Origin of the sequence: Nonomuraea sp. NPDC049269 (genome assembly GCF_043197155.1) — a bacterium.
Classification (GTDB): Bacteria; Actinomycetota; Actinomycetes; order Streptosporangiales; family Streptosporangiaceae; genus Nonomuraea.
This window is the reverse complement of sequence record NZ_JBICSO010000007.1, coordinates 278,985-297,653: the sequence shown is the minus strand read 5'-3', so window position 1 is coordinate 297,653 and position 18,669 is coordinate 278,985. Positions and strand designations below refer to the sequence as shown.

Sequence of the window (18,669 nt, the reverse complement as noted above, 5' to 3'; positions counted from 1 at the left end):
GGATGCCGGTCACTGGCCGAGGCCGGCCTCGCGGGCCCGGATGATGGCTTGGGCGCGGTCGGCGACCTGCAACTTGGTGAAGACATTGGACACGTTGTTGCGCACCGTCTTCGGCGACAGCGACAGGCGCTCGGCGATCACCCGGTTGGACAGGCCGGCCGCGATGAGCTCGAGTATCTCCCGCTCCCGCGCCGTGAGCTGAGGAAACGGCTCCTCGCGTACCGGCCGGGCCGCGGCCAGCCTGGCGAAGTAGCGCGTCACCCGGCCCGCGAGCGCCGGCCCGAAGATCACTTCCCCGCTGGCCACGGCCGTGATCGCCCGCAGGATCTCGGCCTGGTCGGCGCCCTTGAGCAGGTAGCCCCGGGCGCCCGCGAGCATGGCGGCGAACACGCTCTCGTCGTCCTCGTGCATCGTCAGCACCAGCACGTGCGTCTGCGGGCAGGCGGCGACGATCCGTTCGGTGGCCCGCACGCCGTCCAGCCGGGGCATCCGCAGGTCCATCACGACGACCTGCGGGCGGAGCTCGATAGCCTTCGCGACCGCCTCCTCCCCATCTGCGGCGGTATCCACCACTTCGGCCTGGCCCGTGGAGTCGAGCATCATGCGCAGGCCGTTCCGATACACCGGATGGTCGTCGGCGAGCAGAACGCGCGGCGTCACGAAGCGGTCACCGCCCCGGCGGGCAGAACCGCGTGGACCCGGGTCCCGCCGCCGCGCCGGGCCCCGACCGCGCACCGGCCGCCCAACTCTTCCGCGCGCTCGCGCATGCCGACCAGGCCCACCCCGACGAGGGCGCCCTGGCGGACGCCGCGCCCGTCGTCCGTCACCTCGACCTCCAGCGTGCTCCCGGCCACGGCGACGCGCACGTGGCAGTTGGCCGCGCCGGAGTGCCGGGCGACGTTCGTCAGAGCCTCGCAGACGATCCGGTACGCCGCCACCTCGGTCGCGGCCGGCAGCCCCGCGAGATTCCCCTCCGCGTCCACCCGCACGGCGAGCCCGCCGTCCCGGAACCGGTCGGCCGCCTGCCGCAGCGCGCCGGCCAGGCCGAACTGGTCCAGGGCCGGCGGATGCAGGTCGTGCACCAGCCGCCGTACGTCGCCGAGCATCGTGGCCAGGTCCGTCCTGACCTGGTCCAGCGCCTCCCGGGCGGCGTCGGTGTCGCGGACCGCCAGATTGTGCGCCGCCTCCACCTTCAGCGCGGCGGCGGCCAGCGTGGGTCCCAGCCCGTCGTGCAGGTCCCTGCGCAACCTGCGGCGTTCTTCGGCCACGCCGGTGACCAGGCGTTCGCGGCTGTGCTGGAGCTCCTCGGTCAGAGCGGTCGCCCGTACGGCGGCGGCCGCCTGGCGTACCACGTCGGCCAGCAACCGCTGGTCGGACTCGGTCGGCCGCGCGCCCGCGCGCGGCACCAGGGCGAACCGCCCGATCAGCGCCTCGCGGTAGGAGAACGGCAGCACGACGACGTCCTCCCTGGGCGTGCCGTGCTCCACCACGACGGTCCGGCCGTCCGCGCGGTCCAGCTCGACTCGCACGTACGGCGAGCGGAACGCCGCCGCCACGGCTGTGGCGGCCTCCAGCAGCAACTCCTCGGGCCGCACGGATTCCTCAAGCCGCCGGGCCAGGACCGAGACCACGTCGTACGGCTCCGCCCGCCCTGCCAGTACCCGGTTCACCCACTGCCGGACCCGCTCCCGCAGCGGCGCGTAGACCACCCCCACCACGACCGCCGCCAGGACCGCGGCGATCGGCTCGTCGATGAGCGCCCCCATGCCCACGAAGACGGGTACGTCGATCGCGACGACGGCCACCGCGAGCCCGCCGTACAGCATGGTCCAGCCGAGCACCGGATCGATGTCGTAGAGCCGGTACCGGCTCACCGCGATCAGGACGGCCGCGGCGAGCGACAGCAGCGAAACGACGAAGGACAGGTCCTGCGGCACTCCGTCCACGACGGCGGGGACCAGGATCAGGATCATGTTCAGCACCGCTGCCAGCAGCATCCAGCGAAGCTGCGCCCGCCGCACGCCGGTGGAGCCCCTGAACCGCCAGGCGAAGGCCGCCACCGGCACCAGGAGGCTCACCACCAGCAGAACCGGCGCCAAGGCCAGCGCGGAGCGCCAGAACTCATCCGGAATCGGCGGCAGCGGCAGGTCGAGCCCCGGCCACTCGCCGTCCCCCAACTCGATCCGCCATGGGACGGCCAAGAACGTCAGGACGGCCAGCCCCGTGGCCCCGAGCGAGAGCCACGCGGCCCACCGCCAGTGCGGCGACGGCAGCCGCCCGTCGGGGAAGAACAGCAGGATGAGCAGGGGGAGCAGGTTCAGCAGCGGGCCCAGCCGCGCGCCGGCGTAGAACGCGCCCGCGGTGAGGGGCAGCGTGCCGTCGTGGCGGGTCAGCGACAGCACCGCGTACGCGCTGGCCAGGCCGTTGAGGGCGGCCACGGCGCCGCCGCCGAGCAGCAGCCAGGTCATGAGGTGGCGCGGCAGCCGTACCCCGAGCACGGCTCCGGCGATCGCGAGGGCCGCGCCGGGCACGGTCGAGGACCACACGGCCCAGTCCAGCGGCCCCGGCCGGCTCACCGTCCCCGTCACCACATCGACCCAGGTGGCGGCACCACAGGCCACAACACACAGCGCGGCCAGCGCCGTCGCCGCCGCCGCGATCCGCCGGTCCGCGGTGTTGGGCGCGGCGTCGTCTGCGGTGCTGTTCGCGGTGTTGGGCGTGGCGTCGTCCGCAGCGCTGTTCGCGGTGTTGGGCGCGGCGCCGTCCGCAGCGTTGCGCGTGGTGTCGTCGTCCGCGGCGGAGGCGCGCTCCCGCGCGGGTGGGGCGGGGTCGGTGGGAGAGGGATCGGACACGCCGCCAGCGTGCCACACCGCGCGTCCCGCCTTCACGGGGGCGCTGTCCCTTCCCGATCGGGACATTTGGCCCGGTCACGGAGGGCGAAGCCGGGACTGTCCCGCGTGGCCCTGCTCCCTGGGCGCCCGGGACACACGGCCGCGATCGTAGGCCCACCGACACACAACGGAGGAACGAACGATGTCCAGTCACGTGGTGCCCAGCAACGTCAACCCCAACGAGCCCGTGGCCGACCGGCGCACCGTGAACCCGGCTCGCATCCAGCTCTCCGGGCTGTTCCTGGCCGTCGGGGCCACGGCCTGGGCGGCCGGCACCCTCATCGTGGGAGACAAGATCCAGGAGGGCCCCCAGACGCTCGACACCATCACCGGAATGCTGTTCGTCGCGGGGGTCTTCGCCTATGTCTGGACGGTGCTGTCCACGCGCGGTGCCGGTGACGGGTGGACCCGGGTGATCCCGGCGGGACTGCTCGTGCTGCTGCCTGGCGCGTTCCTGCTCAACGCGCTGTCCTTCGGCTACGTCGGCTACGACGACTTCCCGCTGCCGCTGATGATCCTGGACGCCTGCTGGCCGCTCAGCCAGCTCGGCATGCTGGCCCTGGGCATCACCATCGCGGTCAAGGGCCGCTACCAGGGCGCGTTCCGCTGGCTGCCGCTGCTCACGGGGATGTGGTTCCCGGTGGCCATGGTGGCTCAGGCCTTCGCCGGCTCCACCGCGTCGGTGTACGTCAGCGCTGCGTGGCTCCTCGGCACACACGCCCACCTGGGCGTACGCCTCGCCGCCCGCCCCACCAAGCTGTGACTGGGATAGGGGAAGTCAGCGCATAGCGCGATACGGGAGAAATCGGAGGGGGCGGCGGGGAAGGGCTCGAGTTGCGGGGCGGGACCGCCGAGGTTGACCAGGAGGGTTCCCTTCTTGTGCGCCTGGTCCACGGCGGGCAGCATGGCCAGGCCGAGCGTGATCCGCTCGCCACGGCCTGGGCGAGCCCAGTCAGCGGGTACGTCCACCTGGCCGCAGCGCAGCCCGTTGCCGCAGTCCTGCCAGGTCAAGGCCGAGTCGGCGCTCGCCGCCGCGGGTATGTGAACCGCCGCCAGGACCGTCATCAGAGCGGTGGCGACCTTCCCGAGCTTGTGCATGATCACAGGCTGGCAGGGGTCCGGGCAGGGCTACATCTGCCTTTCGGTCTATCTCGAGTCGACATGGCCACATCACCCGGGCCGTGCCGGCAGCCGGCCACGACTGTGAATCCACCGCGCGACTACATGCTGGCAGAGTGAGCTGTGGAAAACCGCAGCCAGATCCGGGTACGCGCTTCATTCCGGCGCTCGGACCCCCGGACCTAGCGTTTCTCGTCATGATGGGAAAGTTGATCGACGTCCCGCGCCGCACGCTGGCGGGACTGCTGGCACTGCTCACCCTGGCCGGAGCGATCATGCTGACGGCGATGGGGCAAAGCACGATGCAGCCCCTCCCCGCCTCGGCGCCGGGCCGGGAGTTCAGTGCCGAACGCGCCCTGCGCCACCTCGAACGGTTCGCCGCTGAGCCGCGGCCGCTCGGCAGCCCGGCGGGCGACCGGGCCAGAACCTATCTGGTCGGACAACTGCGGGCGGCGGGGCTCGACGTGGAGGTCCAGCGGGCGATCGGGGCGAACTCCTCGTCGGGGCTGGCGTCGTTCGGGCAGGTGGACAATGTGGTGGCCACCAGGCGAGGCAGCGACGCGACGGGCACGTTACTGATCGCCGCCCACTACGACTCCGCGGCGGTCGGGCCCGGCGCCTCCGATGACGGAGCGGCGGTGGCCGCCATGCTGGAGACCGTACGAGCGCTGGGCACCGCCCCCCTCCGCAACGACCTGGTGCTGCTGATGACGGACGGCGAGGAGGACGGCGTGCTCGGCGCGGAGGCGTTCGTCCGCGAACACCCCCTGGGACGCAAGGGCGGAGTGCTGCTCAACTGGGAGGCGCGCGGAGTCAGCGGGCCGTCCCTGATGTTCGAGACCTCAAGGAACAACGCGGGACTGGTGAGTACGTTCGCCGCCGCCGCGCCGCATCCACGAGGCGACTCCGTGATGACCGAGCTGTACCGGCTGCTACCGAACAACACCGACTTCACTCCGCTGGCCAAAGCGGGCTTCACCGGCATGAACTTCGCCTATATCGAGCGCTCCTCGCGCTATCACACCGCCGACGACTCCATCGCCAACCTCGACCACGGCAGCCTGCAACACCATGGCTCCACCATGCTGGCTCTGGCGCGCACCTTGGGGGACGCGGACCTGCCCGCGCTGGCGGCGGACCATGACGTCACGTACTTCCGGATTCTTGGTGTCATGGTGACGTACCCCGGCTGGCTGGTCTGGCCGCTCGCGGTGCTGGCCGTACTCGCGGTCGCGGGGCTGGCGCTGTTGGCGCGCAGGGCGCGGCTGGCGAGCATCCCCCGGATCATCGTCGCGGCGGCGTCCGCCGCAGTGCCCCTGGTCCTGGCGGTGATCCTCGCGCAAGGGCTGTGGGAGGTGCTGGTCGCCCTGCGGCCCGCGTACGACGGGATGGGTGGCCTGCTGCATCGCCCGTCGGCCTACCAGGCGGCGGTCATGCTGCTGGCCGCGCTGGCGCTGCTGACCTGGTACCTGCCCTTGCGAGGCCGCCTCGGTCCCGCCGCGCTGGCCATCGGCGCGCTGGTATGGCCTGCCGGGCTGGGTGTGCTGGCCGCGTGGTTCGCGCCCGGGGCGGCCTTCGTCCTGACCCTTCCCGCCCTGCTGTGCGCGCTGGGTGGCCTGGCCGCGCTGCTGCTGCCAGGAGCGGTGTGGCGAGTCGTCGCGCTCACGCTTGGCGCGTCCATGGCCGCGATGCTGCTGCCCGCGCTGGCGGGGACGGCGTTCGACGGGATGGGGCTCGCGCTCGGCGGTGTGAGCGCCCTGGTCCTCACCCTGTTCGGGCTGACACTGCTGCCACTCGCAGAACTGGCACTCCCCGAGCCTCGCCGCAGCCCCGTTCCCGGCCGCGAAGGTGGCGGTGGCCGTGGAAGTGGCACTCACCGTGGCAGCGTCCTTGGTGTCGTGGTCGTCGCCGTGCTCGCGGTGGCGCTGACCGGCGTCGGGCTGGCGACGGACGCCTTCGATGCGGCAAACCCTCAGCGCTCGCACCTCGCGTACGTCCTCAACGCCGACACCCGGGTGGCCCACTGGGTCAGCGGCGACGCCGATCCCACTGCCTGGACCAGGCGATACATCTCCAGCCGGGACACCGGATCGCTGCCGGCGGGCTACGCACGGCGCACGCTGTGGACCGGCGACGCGCCGGTGATCGAGACCGAAGGGCCCCGCGTGGCCATACTCTCCCGCGCCGGGGACACGATCAGGTTGCGGGTGCGGGCGGGGAAGGGCGCACGCTCGGTGACACTGCGCGTCGAGCGGCCGATCACCCAGGTCACGGCGGGCGCCACCGGGCTCACCCAGGTGACCGTGCCCGTCAGTGGCATTCGGGCCAACACCTGGCCTGGCGAGATCCGCTTCCGCGGCATCCCCGCCAGGGGCGTCGACATCACCCTGCGCGTGCCGGGTACGGACCCCGTGCGCCTCACGGCGATCGCTGAGACCGACGGCCTATCCGCGGTGCCCGGCTTCACGCCCAGGCCGCCAGGCCTGGTGGCGTCCACCCGCGAGGACGGCGACCTGATCGCGGTCACGCGCACCTACGATTTACGGCCCGCCTGAACGCCGCCTCCCGCCGGGTTCCTCGGCTGATCCGTCCGTACGTAGTCGAACGGCGCCGCCGCACCCGCTGAGACGAGGGCCGATCTTGACGGGTCCGTGGGCGGGGGAGGTGATACATAGGGGAAGGCGATCACCTGGGGTGTACGGCTCGCCGTTCGCCCCATCAAGCTGTGACGAAGGCACTAAGCGGCCGAGTGGGTGATGGCGCCGGTGTAGGTCCCAGCGACGACATCGGCCGGCAAGGCCACGGTGATCGTCGTTCCAGGTGACGGAGTTGTTCCCCGCGCCGTCGGCGGCGGAGAAGGCGATACGCGCGGAGCCGAGGTCGCCAGCCGTTCCGGGAGTGAACGTCGCGCTACCGGTCGTGTTCGTGGCCGGGCCCGGGGAGTAGTCGACGAACCTCTTCGCGATGGTCTCGGGGGCGGTGGCGCCGCCAGTGGTGAAGTCCGTGGAGTTGACGGTCGCGGTCCAGACGGCGTTCGGGTCACCCGCGGGTGTCGCTCACGGTGATCTCACCGAGCCGGTCCGACACGTTGGCGGCACCGGCTGCGGCGGAACCCAGGTCCGCCCTGCCGGGCACGTTGATGGACAGGGCGCCGGTGGACCGGCTGATGGCGTTGGTGTCCAGGGTGACGGCGCCGTTGCGGGCCAGGACGCGACCGTTCACGTTCACGCCGGTGGTCACGGTGATCGAGGTCAGCGCGAGGACGTTTCCGGCCAGGCTGGAGTCGGTACCCAGCGTGGCCGAGCTGCCGACCTGCCAGATGACGTTGGCGGCCCTGGCGCCGCCGGTGAGGATCACCGCGCTGGAGGACGCGGTGATGAGGGTGGAGGCCGCCTGGAAGATGAAGACCGCGTCCGGGTCTCCCTGCGCGTCGAGGGTCAAGTTTCCGGTGATCCCGAAGGTGCCCGCGGCGGAGTTGTAGACACCTGGTTTCACGGTGGTCCCGCCGAGTTCTGTCCCGATGGTGGTGGCGGGAGTACGAGAGGCGGCGTCGTTGTAGGCGGCGGTCAGATCGACCTGGGCGTGGGCGGCGACGGTGTCGGCCACATGGATGGAGCCGCCGACCACGGTGCCGGGCGGGAAACCGGTGACCGACGTGCCCGGGCTCAGTCCGAGGTCGCCGGTGATGACGGTCTCGCCGGTGTTGGTGACGGTGCTGGCACCCAGAACCGCGAAGCTCGCGGCCCTGCCGAGCCCCACCGGCTCTTCCGGGGTGCACGCGCTGGACTGCGCGGTGAGGAGCATGGTCATGACGGGAATGAACGCGAAACCGGCCGCCAGTCGAGAAGAGCCGGGCAAGCCGATCTTCGCGGGGCCGGCCACCCTGGTGGCCGGCGCCGGTGCCAAGGCCGAACCCGTGGCGCGTCGCAGGATAGCCGGGACAAGTCTTTTCATACGTTCCTCGCTCATGGACAAAGTTGCGGATAGTGATCTTGTAGTCCCCGCGTCGGCCCGGTGCGGTGGCGGCGTGCCGCTTGGCTGACAAGACATCACCCGGATCAGCCCAAACCTTGGGATGGCCGGCGGCACCCCGGATCTCCCCGCTGGTCAGAGGTTTTCGTCGGGCCTGTGGCAGATTTCCGGATTCTTTTTGCCGGAAGGTTGACGGAAAAAATGGACAAACCATAGGTTTCCAGCGTGTCAACGCCCAATGGAGCGCATGCGCTCGTCCGCCGGTCCCACGAGGAGCGAGTGCTGCGCTTGCTGCGCCGGCATGGCGCGCAGAGCCGAAACGAGATCGCGACGCGGGTCGGCCTGTCGCGTACCACGGTTTCCGAGATCACTAGCGACCTGCTCGGGCGGGGCGCGATCCGGGTTGTCGACACCGACGCCGTCGAGCGCGTCGGTAGCGGCCGGCCGGCTGAGCGGCTCGCGCTGGATCCGGGGTCCGGGCAGTACATGGGGGTCGACTTCGGTCACCGGCGGGTGAACGTCCTGGTGGCCGATGCGGCGCACGACATCATCGCGTCCGGTACATCCCGCTATGACGAGTCGGCCGAATGGCCTGAGCGTGTTCAGGCCGGGATGGTGCTGATCGACAGGTTGAGTGCCGATACCGGTGTCCACTACGGCGCGCTCCAGGCGATCGGGATCGGTGTGCCGGGCTGGGGTGATCGGTCGCGGGCCGACGGGGTGGCGGAGTTGTTCGCGGAGCGTTTCCGCGCCGCCGTGATCGTCGACAACCACGTAAGGTTCGCGGGGCTGGCCGAGGCGCTGCACGCCCAGTCCGACTCCGTGCGCGACCTCATCTACCTGCGCCTTTCCGACGGCGTCGGTGGTGGTCTCGTGGTGGGCGGACAGCTCGTACGAGGCTTCAAGGGGTACGCCGGAGAGCTCGGCCACGTGACCGTCGTCCCAGGCGGCGCGCAGTGCCGGTGTGGCAAGCGCGGCTGTGTGGAGACCGTCGCGTCCGTCCCGGCGATCCTCGGGCGGTGCCGCGAGCTCGGCTTGCGGACAGACACGCTCGACGATCTCAAAGCGGCCGTGGAGATCGCGCACCCGGTCGCCGATCAGGTGCTGCGCGCGGCCGGCGCGGCCATCGGCCGGGTGCTCGGCGCCGCCGCGATGACGCTCAACCCCAGCGAGATCGTGCTCGCCGGCGACATCGTCAAGATCGCACCCGCGCTGGTGCAGCAAGTAGCGGCCACGGTCACGTACGAACTGTCGTGGCTGACCGACGCGGCGCCGGTGATCCGCCCGGCCCTGCTGTCGGACGACGGCGGAGCGCTCGGGGCCATCGCGGCCCTGTTCCACGAATCTCCGCTGCTTGCCGGATATGAAGCGGACATCACAGCGGACGGAGGCCGAAGGTGGCCATAGTCAGTACGGAAGTCGCAGGAGCCACGAGAGTCCGGCCCCGCAAGAGCCGGACCCTGTTGATCCTCAACGTCGTCTCGGTCGTGGCCGGGCTGGCGATCTGGTGGGGGCTGTCGCTGGCCGGGCTCCAGTTCCCGACCCCGGTCGAGGTGGTGTCGGCCGCCTGGTCGATGAGCCTGGACGGCACGCTCGTCACCGACATCGGCGCCTCGCTCGGGCGGGTGCTGGCCGGGTTCGCCCTCGGCTCGGTCGCGGCGGTCCTGGCCGGCTTCCTCATGGGGTGGTACACGATCGCGCGCGGCCTGTTCGAGCCGTGGATCCAGTTCTTCAGGACCATCCCGCCGCTGGCGATGCTGCCGCTGGTGCTGGTCCTGATGGGCATCGGCGAGAGTCCGAAGATCTTCGTCATCTTCCTGGCGGCGTTCCTGGCCTGTGTCATCTCGACGTACCAGGGCGTGGTGAACGTGGACAGGACCCTCATCAACGCCGCGCGGGTCCTCGGCGCGGACGATGGCACGATCTTCGCGCGGGTCGTGGTCCCCGCCTCGACGCCGTTCATCCTCGTCGGGATGCGGGTCGGGCTCGGCTCGGCCTGGGGGACACTCGTGGCCGCCGAGCTGCTGGCCGCGCAGGCCGGGCTCGGGCACCGGATGCAGAGCGCGCAGCTCTACTACGACCTGCCGACGATCTTCGTCGGCATCATCACGATCGGCATCCTCGGCCTGATCATGGACCGGCTGCTCATGCTGGCCGGCAACAAGCTGACGGCCTGGCAGGAGAGCCGATGACCACCCCCAAGATCTCCGTACGCGACATCGAGAAGGTCTTCCCGGTCGGGAAGGAGGACTTCGTCGCCCTCGGCGGCGTCTCGCTCGACATCGCCGACAACGAGTTCGTGACCGTCGTCGGGCCCTCCGGCTGCGGGAAGAGCACGCTGCTCAACATCCTCGCCGGGCTGGAAGAGCCGACGGGAGGCATCGCGCTCGTCGACGGGAAGCCGGTCTCCGGCCCCGGCCCGGAACGCGGGGTGATCTTCCAGCAGTACGCGCTGTTCCCGTGGCTGACCGTCCGCGAGAACGTCGAGTTCGGCCTGCGTACCGCCAAGGTCCCCAAGGACGAGCGGCGGGAGCGGGCCGGGCACTTCATCCGGCTGGTGGGCCTGGAACGGTTCGCGGACGCGCTGCCCAAGACCCTCTCGGGCGGCATGAAGCAGCGCTGCGCCATCGCCCGCGCGTACGCGGTGAACCCGTCGATCCTGCTCATGGACGAGCCCTTCGGCGCGCTGGACGCGCTGACCCGGGTGCGGCTCCAGGAGCAGCTCCTGGAGACGTGGAGCCAGGAGCGGCGGACGGTCATGTTCATCACCCACGACGTGGACGAGGCGGTGTTCCTCGCCAACCGGGTCATCGTCATGGCCGCGCGGCCCGGCCGCATCGCCGACGTCATCGATGTCGGCCTGCCCTATCCACGCGACGAGGACATGCGGCTGAGTCCCGAGTTCGGGAACCTGCGCAACCGCGTCTGGCATTCGGTTTACCACCAGCGGCAAGTCAAGGAGCCCGCACAATGAGGAAGACACCCCTAGCCGCTGCCGCCATCCTCCTGGCGCTCGGCACGGCCGCCTGCTCGTCGGGCGACGCCGGCACCCACGTCAACTTCGGCTACATCGGCGACTTCAACGGCGCCAGCCTGCTCGCCGTCGCCAACGAGCAGGGCCTGTGGAAGAAGCACGGCATCGATGTGAAGACCAGCGTCTTCACCAACGGCCCGCTGCAGATCCAGGCGCTGGGCACCGGTGACCTCGACTTCGGCTACATCGGCCCGGGCGCCATGTGGCTGCCCGCCACCGGCAAGGCCAAGGTCGTCGCGATGAACACGCTCGGCAACGCCGACCGCGTCATCGCGCAGGCCGGCACGGCCACGATGGCCGACCTGAAGGGCAAGACGATCGGCGTGCCCGAGGGCACCTCCGGCGACATGATCCTCACGCTCGCCCTGAAGAAGGCCGGTCTGACGAAGAACGACGTCAAGATCGTCCCGATGGACGCGGCGACGATCGTGTCGGCGTTCACGTCCAAGCAGATCGACGCGGCCGGCTTCTGGTATCCGGCGATCGCCACGATCAAGAAGGCCGTTCCGGACCTGGTCGAGCTGGCCAAGAACGAGGACTTCGCCGACACGGTGTCGTTCCCGACCGCGTTCGTGGCCGGCAACGACGTCGTCGCCAAGGACCAGGGCAAGGCCCAGAAGGTCATCGCCGTGCTCCGTGACGCGATCCAGTACCGCAGCGACCACCTCGACGAGACCGTCGCCTCGACCGCCAAGATGCTCAACCAGCCGGCCGACCAGGTGAAGGCCGACGCGGCCAACTCCAAGGTGCTGTCGCTGTCCGACCTGGACGGCTACACCAAGGACGGCACGATCGACAAGTGGCTGACCGGCATGAACGACTACTTCGTCGGCGCGGGCAAGCTCACCGGCCCCGTCGCACCCAAGACCTATTACACGGCCGACCTGTTCGTGGGCGCCGCCAAGTGAACATCCTGTTCCTGATGACCGACCAGCACCGCGTCGACACCCTCGGCGCGTACGGGAACCAGTTGGCAGCCACCCCGGTCCTCGACGAGCTGGCCAGGACCGGGACCCGGTTCGACCGCTGGTACACCCCGACCGCCATCTGCACGCCGGCGCGGGCCAGCCTGCTCACCGGGCAGGCCCCGTTCCGGCACAAGCTGCTCGCCAACCACGAGCGGAACGTCGGCTACATCGAGGACCTGCCCGACGGGCAGTTCGCCTTCTCCCAGGCGCTGCGGGAGGCCGGGTACAACTGCGGGCTCATCGGCAAGTGGCACGTCGGGCACCACCGGCGGGCGGCCGACTTCGGGTTCGACGGGCCGGACCTGCCTGGGTGGCACAACCCCGTGGATCATCCCGACTATCTGGACTACCTGGCCGCCAACGACCTGCCGCCGTACGAGATCCACGACCACATCCGCGGGACGCTGCCCAACGGCGGGCCCGGCAACCTGCTGGCCGCGCGGCTGAGCCAGCCGGTCGAGGCGACGTTCGAGCATTACCTGGCGACCCGGACGATCGAGCTGCTGGAACGGTACGCGGCCGAGCAGCGGCCGTTCTTCCTTCAGCTCAACTTCTTCGGGCCGCACCTGCCGTACATCGTGCCGGACGAGTTCTTCGACCTGTTCGACCCCGAGCTGGTCGAGCTGCCCAAGTCGATCGCGGAGACCTTCGCCGGCAAGCCGCAGGTGCAGGCCAACTACAGCGCGCACTGGACGTTCGACACCATGCCGCTGGAGGTGACGCGCAAGCTCATCGCCGTCTACTGGGGGTACGTCGCGCTCATCGACGCCCAGATCGGCCGGGTCATGGACGCCATGCGGCGCCTCGGGCTGGTCGACGACACGGCCGTGTTCTTCACCTGCGACCACGGCGAGTTCACCGGCGCGCACCGGCTGCACGACAAGGGCCCGGCGATGTACGAGGACATCTACCGCACGCCCGGCCTGCTCCGCGTCCCGGGGCAGCGGCCCGGGGTCGTCCGGTCGGAGTTCGTCAGCCTGCTGGACTGCACGGCGACCATCCTCGAACTGGCCGGCCTCGACCCTGCTCCCGCCGTCGACTCGCGCAGCCTCGTGCCGCTCGCGTCCACTGACGACGTGGCGTGGGAGCAGGACATCGTCTGCGAGTTCCACGGCCACCACTTCCCGTACCCGCAGCGGATGATCCGGACCGACCGCTACAAGCTGGTCGTCAACCCGGACTCGACGAACGAGCTGTACGACCTGTTCACCGACCCGGACGAACTGCTCAACGTCTACCCGCATCCCGAGATGGAGGCGGTGCGCGGACGGCTGATGCGGCGGCTGTACCAGGTGCTGCGGGATCGGGGTGACAACTTCTACCACTGGATGACGTCGATGTACGACGTCGGCGACGTCTCCTACGACCCGACGATGAGCGGGCTCGACGAGGCGACCTACCGATGAGGGCGCGCGTCGGCTGGTCAGGGCACCCCAGTATCGTGACCAGGATGTCGGACAGCTGCTGCACGCCTGCGACGCCGGCGTCCCCGATGGAGCCCGTACGGTTCGCCGCGCGGGGGACGCACCCGATCGAGCAGGTGGACCTGTCCGGCGGCGAGTTCCAGATGGGAGACGCCACCGGGGATGGTAACTGGGGCGACGGTGAGGGGCCCGTCCACCCGGTCGTCCTGTCGCCGTTCTCCATCGACGCGACCAGCGTGACGACGGCCGCCTTCGCCGCCTTCGCCGACGCGACCGGCTACCGGACCGAGGCCGAGGAGTACGGCTTCTCCGCCGTCTTCCACCTGGCGTTGGCGGCCGGCCCGGAGGACGTGATGGGCCCCGCCGCGGGCACCCCCTGGTGGGTCGGTGTCCGCGGCGCCGACTGGCGGCACCCGGGCGGCGCCCTGTCCGCGGCGGAGGCCGACCACCCGGTGGTCCACGTGAGCTGGAACGACGCGGTCGCCTACTGCTCGTGGGCCGGGCGGCGCCTCCCGACCGAGGCCGAATGGGAGTACGCCTCCCGGGGCAGCCTCGTCGGCGCGCGCTACCCGTGGGGTGATGACCTGCCCGAGGACGAGTGGCCGGTGAACATCTGGCAGGGCGTGTTCCCCACCGAGAACACGCTGGCCGACGGCTACCTGACCACGGCCCCGGTGCGTACGTTCGCGCCCAACGCGTACGGGCTCTGGCAGACGGTCGGCAACGTGTGGGAGTGGTGTTCGGACTGGTACGCCCCTGACTACTACGCCTACTCCCCGGCCGCCGATCCGCGCGGTCCGGCCCGCGGCACGGTCCGGGTGCTGCGCGGCGGCTCGTTCCTGTGCCACGACTCCTACTGCAACCGCTACCGCAACTCGGCACGCTCCTCGAACACACCGGACTCGTCGATGGCCAACGCCGGATTCCGGACCGTGTCGCTATGAGGCGCGTGGCTGGTGGCCGAACCTGGTCGGTTTCGGGCCGCGCAGCCGGACGGCAGGGTCGGGTAGCGCCTGCTCGCGGCCGTCAACCTCGGCGGCCGGTTCGATGACCGGCTCGGCCTCGCCCGCCGCCACGATCCTGCCCAGCAGCCGCACCCGCAGCTCCGCCGCCACCTCCAGGTGGGACCGGTGCCCGGCCAGGTTGACCAGCTCGTGCGGGTCGTTGTCCAGGTCGTACAGGGCCTGCTCGCGGTAGCGGGCGGAGGCGGGCGCGGTCAGCGGGTCGGCGTCCTCGGCGACGGCGTAGTACTTCCATCGCGAGGTACGGATGCCCCGGCCCACCTCCGACTCGCTCACCTGGAAGAACACCTCGTCCGGCCAGGGCGCGCGGGCATCGCCCAGCAGCGGCAGGAACGACCGGCCCTGCATGTTCTCCGGTACGGGCAGTCCGGCGGCCTCCAGCAGCGTGGGCGGCAGGTCGATGACGCTGACCGGCCGGGCGATCGCGCCGCCACCGTCGAACCCGGGTCCGCGCACGGCCAGCGGTACCCGCAGCGAAGCGTCGTGGCAGGACCGCTTGTACTCGCCGTTGCGGGTCTTGAAGTGGTTGCCGTGGTCGGAGGTGTAGGCGACGATCGTGTCGTCGAGCAGCTCCATGCTCTTCAGCGCGTCGAGCAGCCGCCCCAGCCCTTCGTCCAGCCGCTTGACCTGGCCCAGATATCCGCCCAGGTGCCGGGCGGCCGTGCCGCCGAGCGCGGCCAGGTCCGGCGGCGTCCAGCGGCCCTGGTAGCGCTCCTCGTAGCCGTCGGGGGCCGGGTAGTTGTCCACCTCGTTCTGGTGGTGCGGTTCGATGAAGGACAGGAAGAGGAAGAACGGCTCGTCGTGGTGGTCGGCGACGAACCGGACGGCCGCGTCGACCAGCGCGTCGGAGCGGTAACCGGGCAGGAAGACGGGGTCGTTCGCCTCGTCGTACACGATCGTGCGGTAGGCGTCGGAGGTGTGCTCGAGCGCGTTGGCCCCCAGCCACGAGCGGTAGCCGCCGCGCAGCTCCTCGGGCACCGGCTCGGTGGCGGCCAGGTGCCACTTGCCGATGTAGCCGGTGGCGTATCCGGCCGCGTCGAAGTGATGCGCCAGCGTGCGCTCCTCGGCGGGCAGGACGCGGCCGTTGCGGTACACCCCGGTGGTGGTCGGATAGCGGCCCGTCTGCAGGGCCGCGCGGGCGGGCGCGCACACCGGCTGCGGGGTCAGCGCGACCGTGGCCTGCGTGCCGTGCCTGGCCATCCGGTCGAGGTTCGGGGTGAAGGGGCCCACGGTGTCCCAGCGCTGCTGGTCGGTGAAGACGACGATCACGTTCGGACGCAAGAAGGTACTCCTATCGAAGGCCGGTCAGGGCGATGCCGCGCACGAAGTAGCGCTGGGTGAGGATGAACAGGACGGCGGTGGGAACGAACAGGATCACCGAGCCCGCGGCCGTGAGGTGCCACAGGGTGAAGTACTCCTGGTTGAACAGGGTGAGCCCCACCGGGATGGTGCGCATCTCGGGCGTCGTGGTGGCGACCAGCGGCCACAGGAACTCGTTCCACTGGAAGACGAAGGTGAACAGCCCGAGCACGGCCAGCGCCGGCCTGGTCTGCGGCAGGATGATGCGCCGGTAGATGCCCAGCTCGGACGCGCCGTCGATGCGGGCCGCGCTGATCAGGTCGTCCGGGATGGGCTGGATGAACTGCCGCATGAGGAAGATGCCGAACGCGTCCATGAGGAACGGCGTGACCAGCCCTTGATAGGTGTTGAGCCAGCCGAGGTTGGCCATCAGCACGTACAGCGGGATCATGCGCACGAAGAACGGCACCATCAGCGTGGCCAGCAGCGCCACGAACAACGTGTTGCGCAGCGGGAAGCGGAACTTGGCGAACACGTAGCCGACGAGCGGGTCGAACAGCAGGTGCGCCAGCGTGATGACGCCCGCCACGACGAGGCTGTTGACGATGAAGTCGCCGAAGGGCGCGCGGGCGAACAGTTCGGCGTAGTTGCCCCACTGGGGCGAGTCCGGCCAGAGCACCGCGTGCGCCGACAGCGTCTCCGCCTCGGTCTGCAGCGACAGCGACAGCATGTAGAGCAGCGGCAGGACTGTCACCAGTGAGGCGAGCCCGAGCAGGGTGTGGAGCAGGGCGCGGCGCATCAGTACTGGACCTCCCCACGCCGCCCGGCCCGGAGTTGGACCAGCGTGAACGCCACGATCACGACCAGGAGCAGCACCGACTGCGCCGAGGAGTAGCCGAAGTCCCTGGTGCGGAAGGCGACGTTGAAGATGTGGAAGACCGACAGGTCGGTGGCGTCGCCCGGCCCGCCGTTGGTGATGATGTACGCCTGGCCGAACGCCTGCAGCCCGGAGATGACCGCCATCACCGAGACGAACAGCGTGGTGGGGGCGAGCAGCGGCAGCGTGATCCGCCAGAACCGGCGCCAGGCGTCGGCGCCGTCGATCTTCGCCGCCTCGTGGAAGGTCTCGGGTATGCCCTGCAGCCCGGCCAGGAACAGCACCATCGTGTAGCCGACGCTCTGCCAGAGCGTGACGGCGGCGATCGTGAGCAGCGGAGCGCTGTTGAGCCACTGCTGCTCCGGCAGGCCCGCGGCGGCCAGCAGCCGGTTCAGCACGCCGAGCTCCGGATCCAGGATGTTGCGCCAGAGCAGGCCGACGATCGCCACCGAGGTGAGGTACGGCACGAGCAGCAGCACGCGGAACGCCACCCGCCCCTTGAGCGGCTGGTCGAGCGCCATGGCCAGGATCAGCCCGAGGACGATCGAGCCGACCACCACGGCCACCGCGAAGACGATCGTGACCAGGAACGAGTGGCGCACGGCCGGGTCGGCCAGTGCCTGACCGTAGTTGGCCAGGCCAGCGAACTGGTCGGCCTGTGGCCCGGTACGCAGGCTGGTGGCGACCACGTTGCCGATCGGCAGGTAGAAGAAGGCCGCGAAGAACAGGATCGCCGGGGTCAGGAACAGGTAGGCGGTCCGGGCGTACCGGCCCGCCAGGGTCTTGCGGCGGATCATCGCAGGAAGCCCTCGGCCGCTTCGCTGAACTTCTTCAGCGCCGACTCGGCCGGTTGGTTCTGGATGAGCACCTCCTGGTACATGACCTTGAGTTGCTCCTCGAACTTGCCGAACTGCCCGGTGAGGCGTACCTCCTGCGAGGCGTCGACGGCGGAACCGAGCGCGTCGGCGAAGACCTTGATGACCGGGTCCGCCCGCACCTCGGGCAGGCCGGCCCAGGAGGTGCGGGGCATCAGCATGCCGACCTCCTTGGTGGCGGCCTGCTCGGTCTGGAGGGTGGTGACGCGCTTGATGAAGTCCCACGACAGGTCGGGCCTGGCCGCCTTGGCCGGGACGAACATGCTGACCCCCGCCGCGAGGGTGGCCTGCCGCTCGCCCTTCAGCGGTGGGGCCACGCCCAGCTCCAGGTCGGGGCTCGCCGTCCTGATCGGGCCGAGGTCCCACGGGCCGGTGAGGATCATCGCGGCGCGTCCGGCCGAGAACAGCTTCTGCGGGCCCGAGTAGTCGGTGCTCGACACCGGTACGGGGGCGACCTTGTGCTTGTGGATCAGGTCCGCCTGGAACTGCATGGCGGTCACCGCATCCGCCACCGGAGTCATGACTTTTCCGGTCTTGGGGTCGTACGCGCTGACTCCAGCCTGGAGCAGCCAGGGCCAGCCGTAGGCATAGTCCTGGTTGAGCGCCACGCCGTACACGCCCTCCTTGGTCAACTTCTGGGCGGCGGCCAGGAATTCCGGCCAGGTGGTGGGTGGTTCCAGCCCGGCGTCCCGGAGCATGGCCTTGTTGTAGAAGAGCGTGTTGCAGGTCAGGTGGAGCTGGACCCCGTACACCTTGCCCTGGTAGGAGTTGCGTTCGACGGTGGCCGGGCGCCAGTCGGCGGGGAAACCCATCGCGGCGCCGTCGCGGTCGACGTAGTCCTGGAGAGAGCGGGCGTTGCCGGAGATGGCGAACTCCTGCACCCACCCGCCGGGTTCCTCCACCACGTCGGGGGCGGTTCCGGAGGCGAAGTCGGCGAGCAGCCGGGTGCGCAGGTCGGGCCACTGGTACTTCTGGAGGTTGACCTTGACCTTGTTGGCCTGCTCGAACTCGGTGACCACCTTGCGATAGGCCTGGTAATCGTGCCCGGCGTTCCAGTAGACGGTGAACGTTCCGGGGGCGGCGGTCCGCGCGGCCGGGGCTCCGGCGCAGGACGACAGGACCGGTACGGCGGCGGCCGCCCCAGCCAGGCGGAGCAGGTCGCGGCGGGAGAGATCGGGGGACATCTCG

At 70.4% G+C, this 18,669-nt stretch carries 16 protein-coding genes; 8 read left to right on the top strand and 8 right to left on the bottom strand.

What is annotated here, in order from left to right; genetic code table 11:
• Positions 1–9: 9 nt before the first annotated feature.
• Complete coding sequence (locus ACGFNP_RS36940; protein WP_358317932.1) at positions 10–660, bottom strand: response regulator transcription factor; 651 nt, start codon at positions 658–660, stop codon at positions 10–12.
• Positions 657–2,852 carry a histidine kinase gene (locus ACGFNP_RS36935; protein WP_393326687.1) on the bottom strand — a complete coding sequence of 732 codons (2,196 nt, stop codon included), beginning with the start codon at positions 2,850–2,852 and terminating at the stop codon, positions 657–659. Before ACGFNP_RS36935 ends, ACGFNP_RS36940 begins: the two co-directional genes overlap by 4 nt.
• 181 nt (positions 2,853–3,033) lie before the next feature.
• Between ACGFNP_RS36935 and ACGFNP_RS36930 the strand changes: the two genes are divergently transcribed.
• On the top strand, positions 3,034–3,654 hold the full coding sequence (locus ACGFNP_RS36930) for a hypothetical protein (RefSeq protein WP_358317934.1): 621 nt from the start codon (positions 3,034–3,036) through the stop codon (positions 3,652–3,654).
• Here ACGFNP_RS36930 and ACGFNP_RS36925 read toward each other — a convergent pair.
• Positions 3,546–3,989, bottom strand: a complete 444-nt coding sequence (locus ACGFNP_RS36925) for a hypothetical protein (protein WP_358317935.1) — start codon at positions 3,987–3,989, stop codon at positions 3,546–3,548. The genes ACGFNP_RS36930 and ACGFNP_RS36925 overlap by 109 nt on opposite strands.
• 218 nt (positions 3,990–4,207) lie before the next feature.
• On the opposite strand from ACGFNP_RS36925, the gene ACGFNP_RS36920 reads away from it, so the two are divergent.
• The gene (locus tag ACGFNP_RS36920; protein ID WP_393326684.1) at positions 4,208–6,565 is read left to right on the top strand and encodes a M28 family peptidase; all 2,358 of its coding nucleotides are present in this window, start codon (positions 4,208–4,210) and stop codon (positions 6,563–6,565) included.
• 484 nt (positions 6,566–7,049) lie between these two features.
• Here the strand turns inward: ACGFNP_RS36920 and ACGFNP_RS36915 are convergent, their stop codons facing one another.
• Positions 7,050–7,820, bottom strand: coding sequence for an ice-binding family protein (locus tag ACGFNP_RS36915; RefSeq protein WP_393326681.1), 771 nt, complete (start codon positions 7,818–7,820; stop codon positions 7,050–7,052).
• Positions 7,821–8,207: 387 nt separating this feature from the next.
• Here ACGFNP_RS36915 and ACGFNP_RS36910 point away from each other — a divergent pair, with 387 nt between their 5' ends.
• Genes ACGFNP_RS36910 through ACGFNP_RS36885 form a run of 6 tightly spaced genes read left to right on the top strand, consistent with a single transcriptional unit; the run spans position 8,208 to position 14,352 of the window.
• On the top strand, positions 8,208–9,389 hold the full coding sequence (locus ACGFNP_RS36910; RefSeq protein ID WP_393326678.1) for an ROK family protein: 1,182 nt from the start codon (positions 8,208–8,210) through the stop codon (positions 9,387–9,389).
• Positions 9,380–10,174 carry an ABC transporter permease gene (locus tag ACGFNP_RS36905; protein ID WP_393326675.1) on the top strand — a complete coding sequence of 265 codons (795 nt, stop codon included), beginning with the start codon at positions 9,380–9,382 and terminating at the stop codon, positions 10,172–10,174. The genes ACGFNP_RS36910 and ACGFNP_RS36905 overlap by 10 nt, the downstream gene beginning before the upstream one ends.
• Positions 10,171–10,956 carry an ABC transporter ATP-binding protein gene (locus ACGFNP_RS36900; RefSeq protein WP_358317940.1) on the top strand — a complete coding sequence of 262 codons (786 nt, stop codon included), beginning with the start codon at positions 10,171–10,173 and terminating at the stop codon, positions 10,954–10,956. Before ACGFNP_RS36905 ends, ACGFNP_RS36900 begins: the two co-directional genes overlap by 4 nt.
• Entirely contained in the window at positions 10,953–11,924 is a 972-nt protein-coding gene (locus tag ACGFNP_RS36895) for an aliphatic sulfonate ABC transporter substrate-binding protein (protein WP_393326673.1), read from the top strand. The genes ACGFNP_RS36900 and ACGFNP_RS36895 overlap by 4 nt, the downstream gene beginning before the upstream one ends.
• A complete protein-coding gene (locus ACGFNP_RS36890) occupies positions 11,921–13,390 on the top strand; it encodes a sulfatase-like hydrolase/transferase (RefSeq protein WP_358317942.1) in 1,470 nt (489 codons plus the stop codon). Before ACGFNP_RS36895 ends, ACGFNP_RS36890 begins: the two co-directional genes overlap by 4 nt.
• 44 nt (positions 13,391–13,434) lie before the next feature.
• Positions 13,435–14,352 carry a formylglycine-generating enzyme family protein gene (locus ACGFNP_RS36885; RefSeq protein WP_393326671.1) on the top strand — a complete coding sequence of 306 codons (918 nt, stop codon included), beginning with the start codon at positions 13,435–13,437 and terminating at the stop codon, positions 14,350–14,352.
• On the opposite strand, the gene ACGFNP_RS36880 is transcribed toward ACGFNP_RS36885, so the two are convergent.
• The 4 genes from ACGFNP_RS36880 to ACGFNP_RS36865 are packed head-to-tail and all read right to left on the bottom strand — an operon-like array spanning position 14,347 to position 18,665.
• Positions 14,347–15,711 carry a sulfatase-like hydrolase/transferase gene (locus ACGFNP_RS36880; RefSeq protein ID WP_358317944.1) on the bottom strand — a complete coding sequence of 455 codons (1,365 nt, stop codon included), beginning with the start codon at positions 15,709–15,711 and terminating at the stop codon, positions 14,347–14,349. The genes ACGFNP_RS36885 and ACGFNP_RS36880 overlap by 6 nt on opposite strands.
• A 10-nt stretch (positions 15,712–15,721) precedes the next feature.
• Positions 15,722–16,528, bottom strand: coding sequence for a carbohydrate ABC transporter permease (locus tag ACGFNP_RS36875; RefSeq protein WP_393326668.1), 807 nt, complete (start codon positions 16,526–16,528; stop codon positions 15,722–15,724).
• Entirely contained in the window at positions 16,528–17,403 is an 876-nt protein-coding gene (locus tag ACGFNP_RS36870) for a carbohydrate ABC transporter permease (RefSeq protein ID WP_393326665.1), read from the bottom strand. Before ACGFNP_RS36870 ends, ACGFNP_RS36875 begins: the two co-directional genes overlap by 1 nt.
• Positions 17,400–18,665: an ABC transporter substrate-binding protein gene (locus tag ACGFNP_RS36865; protein ID WP_393326662.1), complete on the bottom strand. Its 1,266-nt coding sequence runs from the start codon at positions 18,663–18,665 to the stop codon at positions 17,400–17,402. The genes ACGFNP_RS36870 and ACGFNP_RS36865 overlap by 4 nt, the downstream gene beginning before the upstream one ends.
• Between the last annotated feature and the right edge of the window lie 4 nt (positions 18,666–18,669).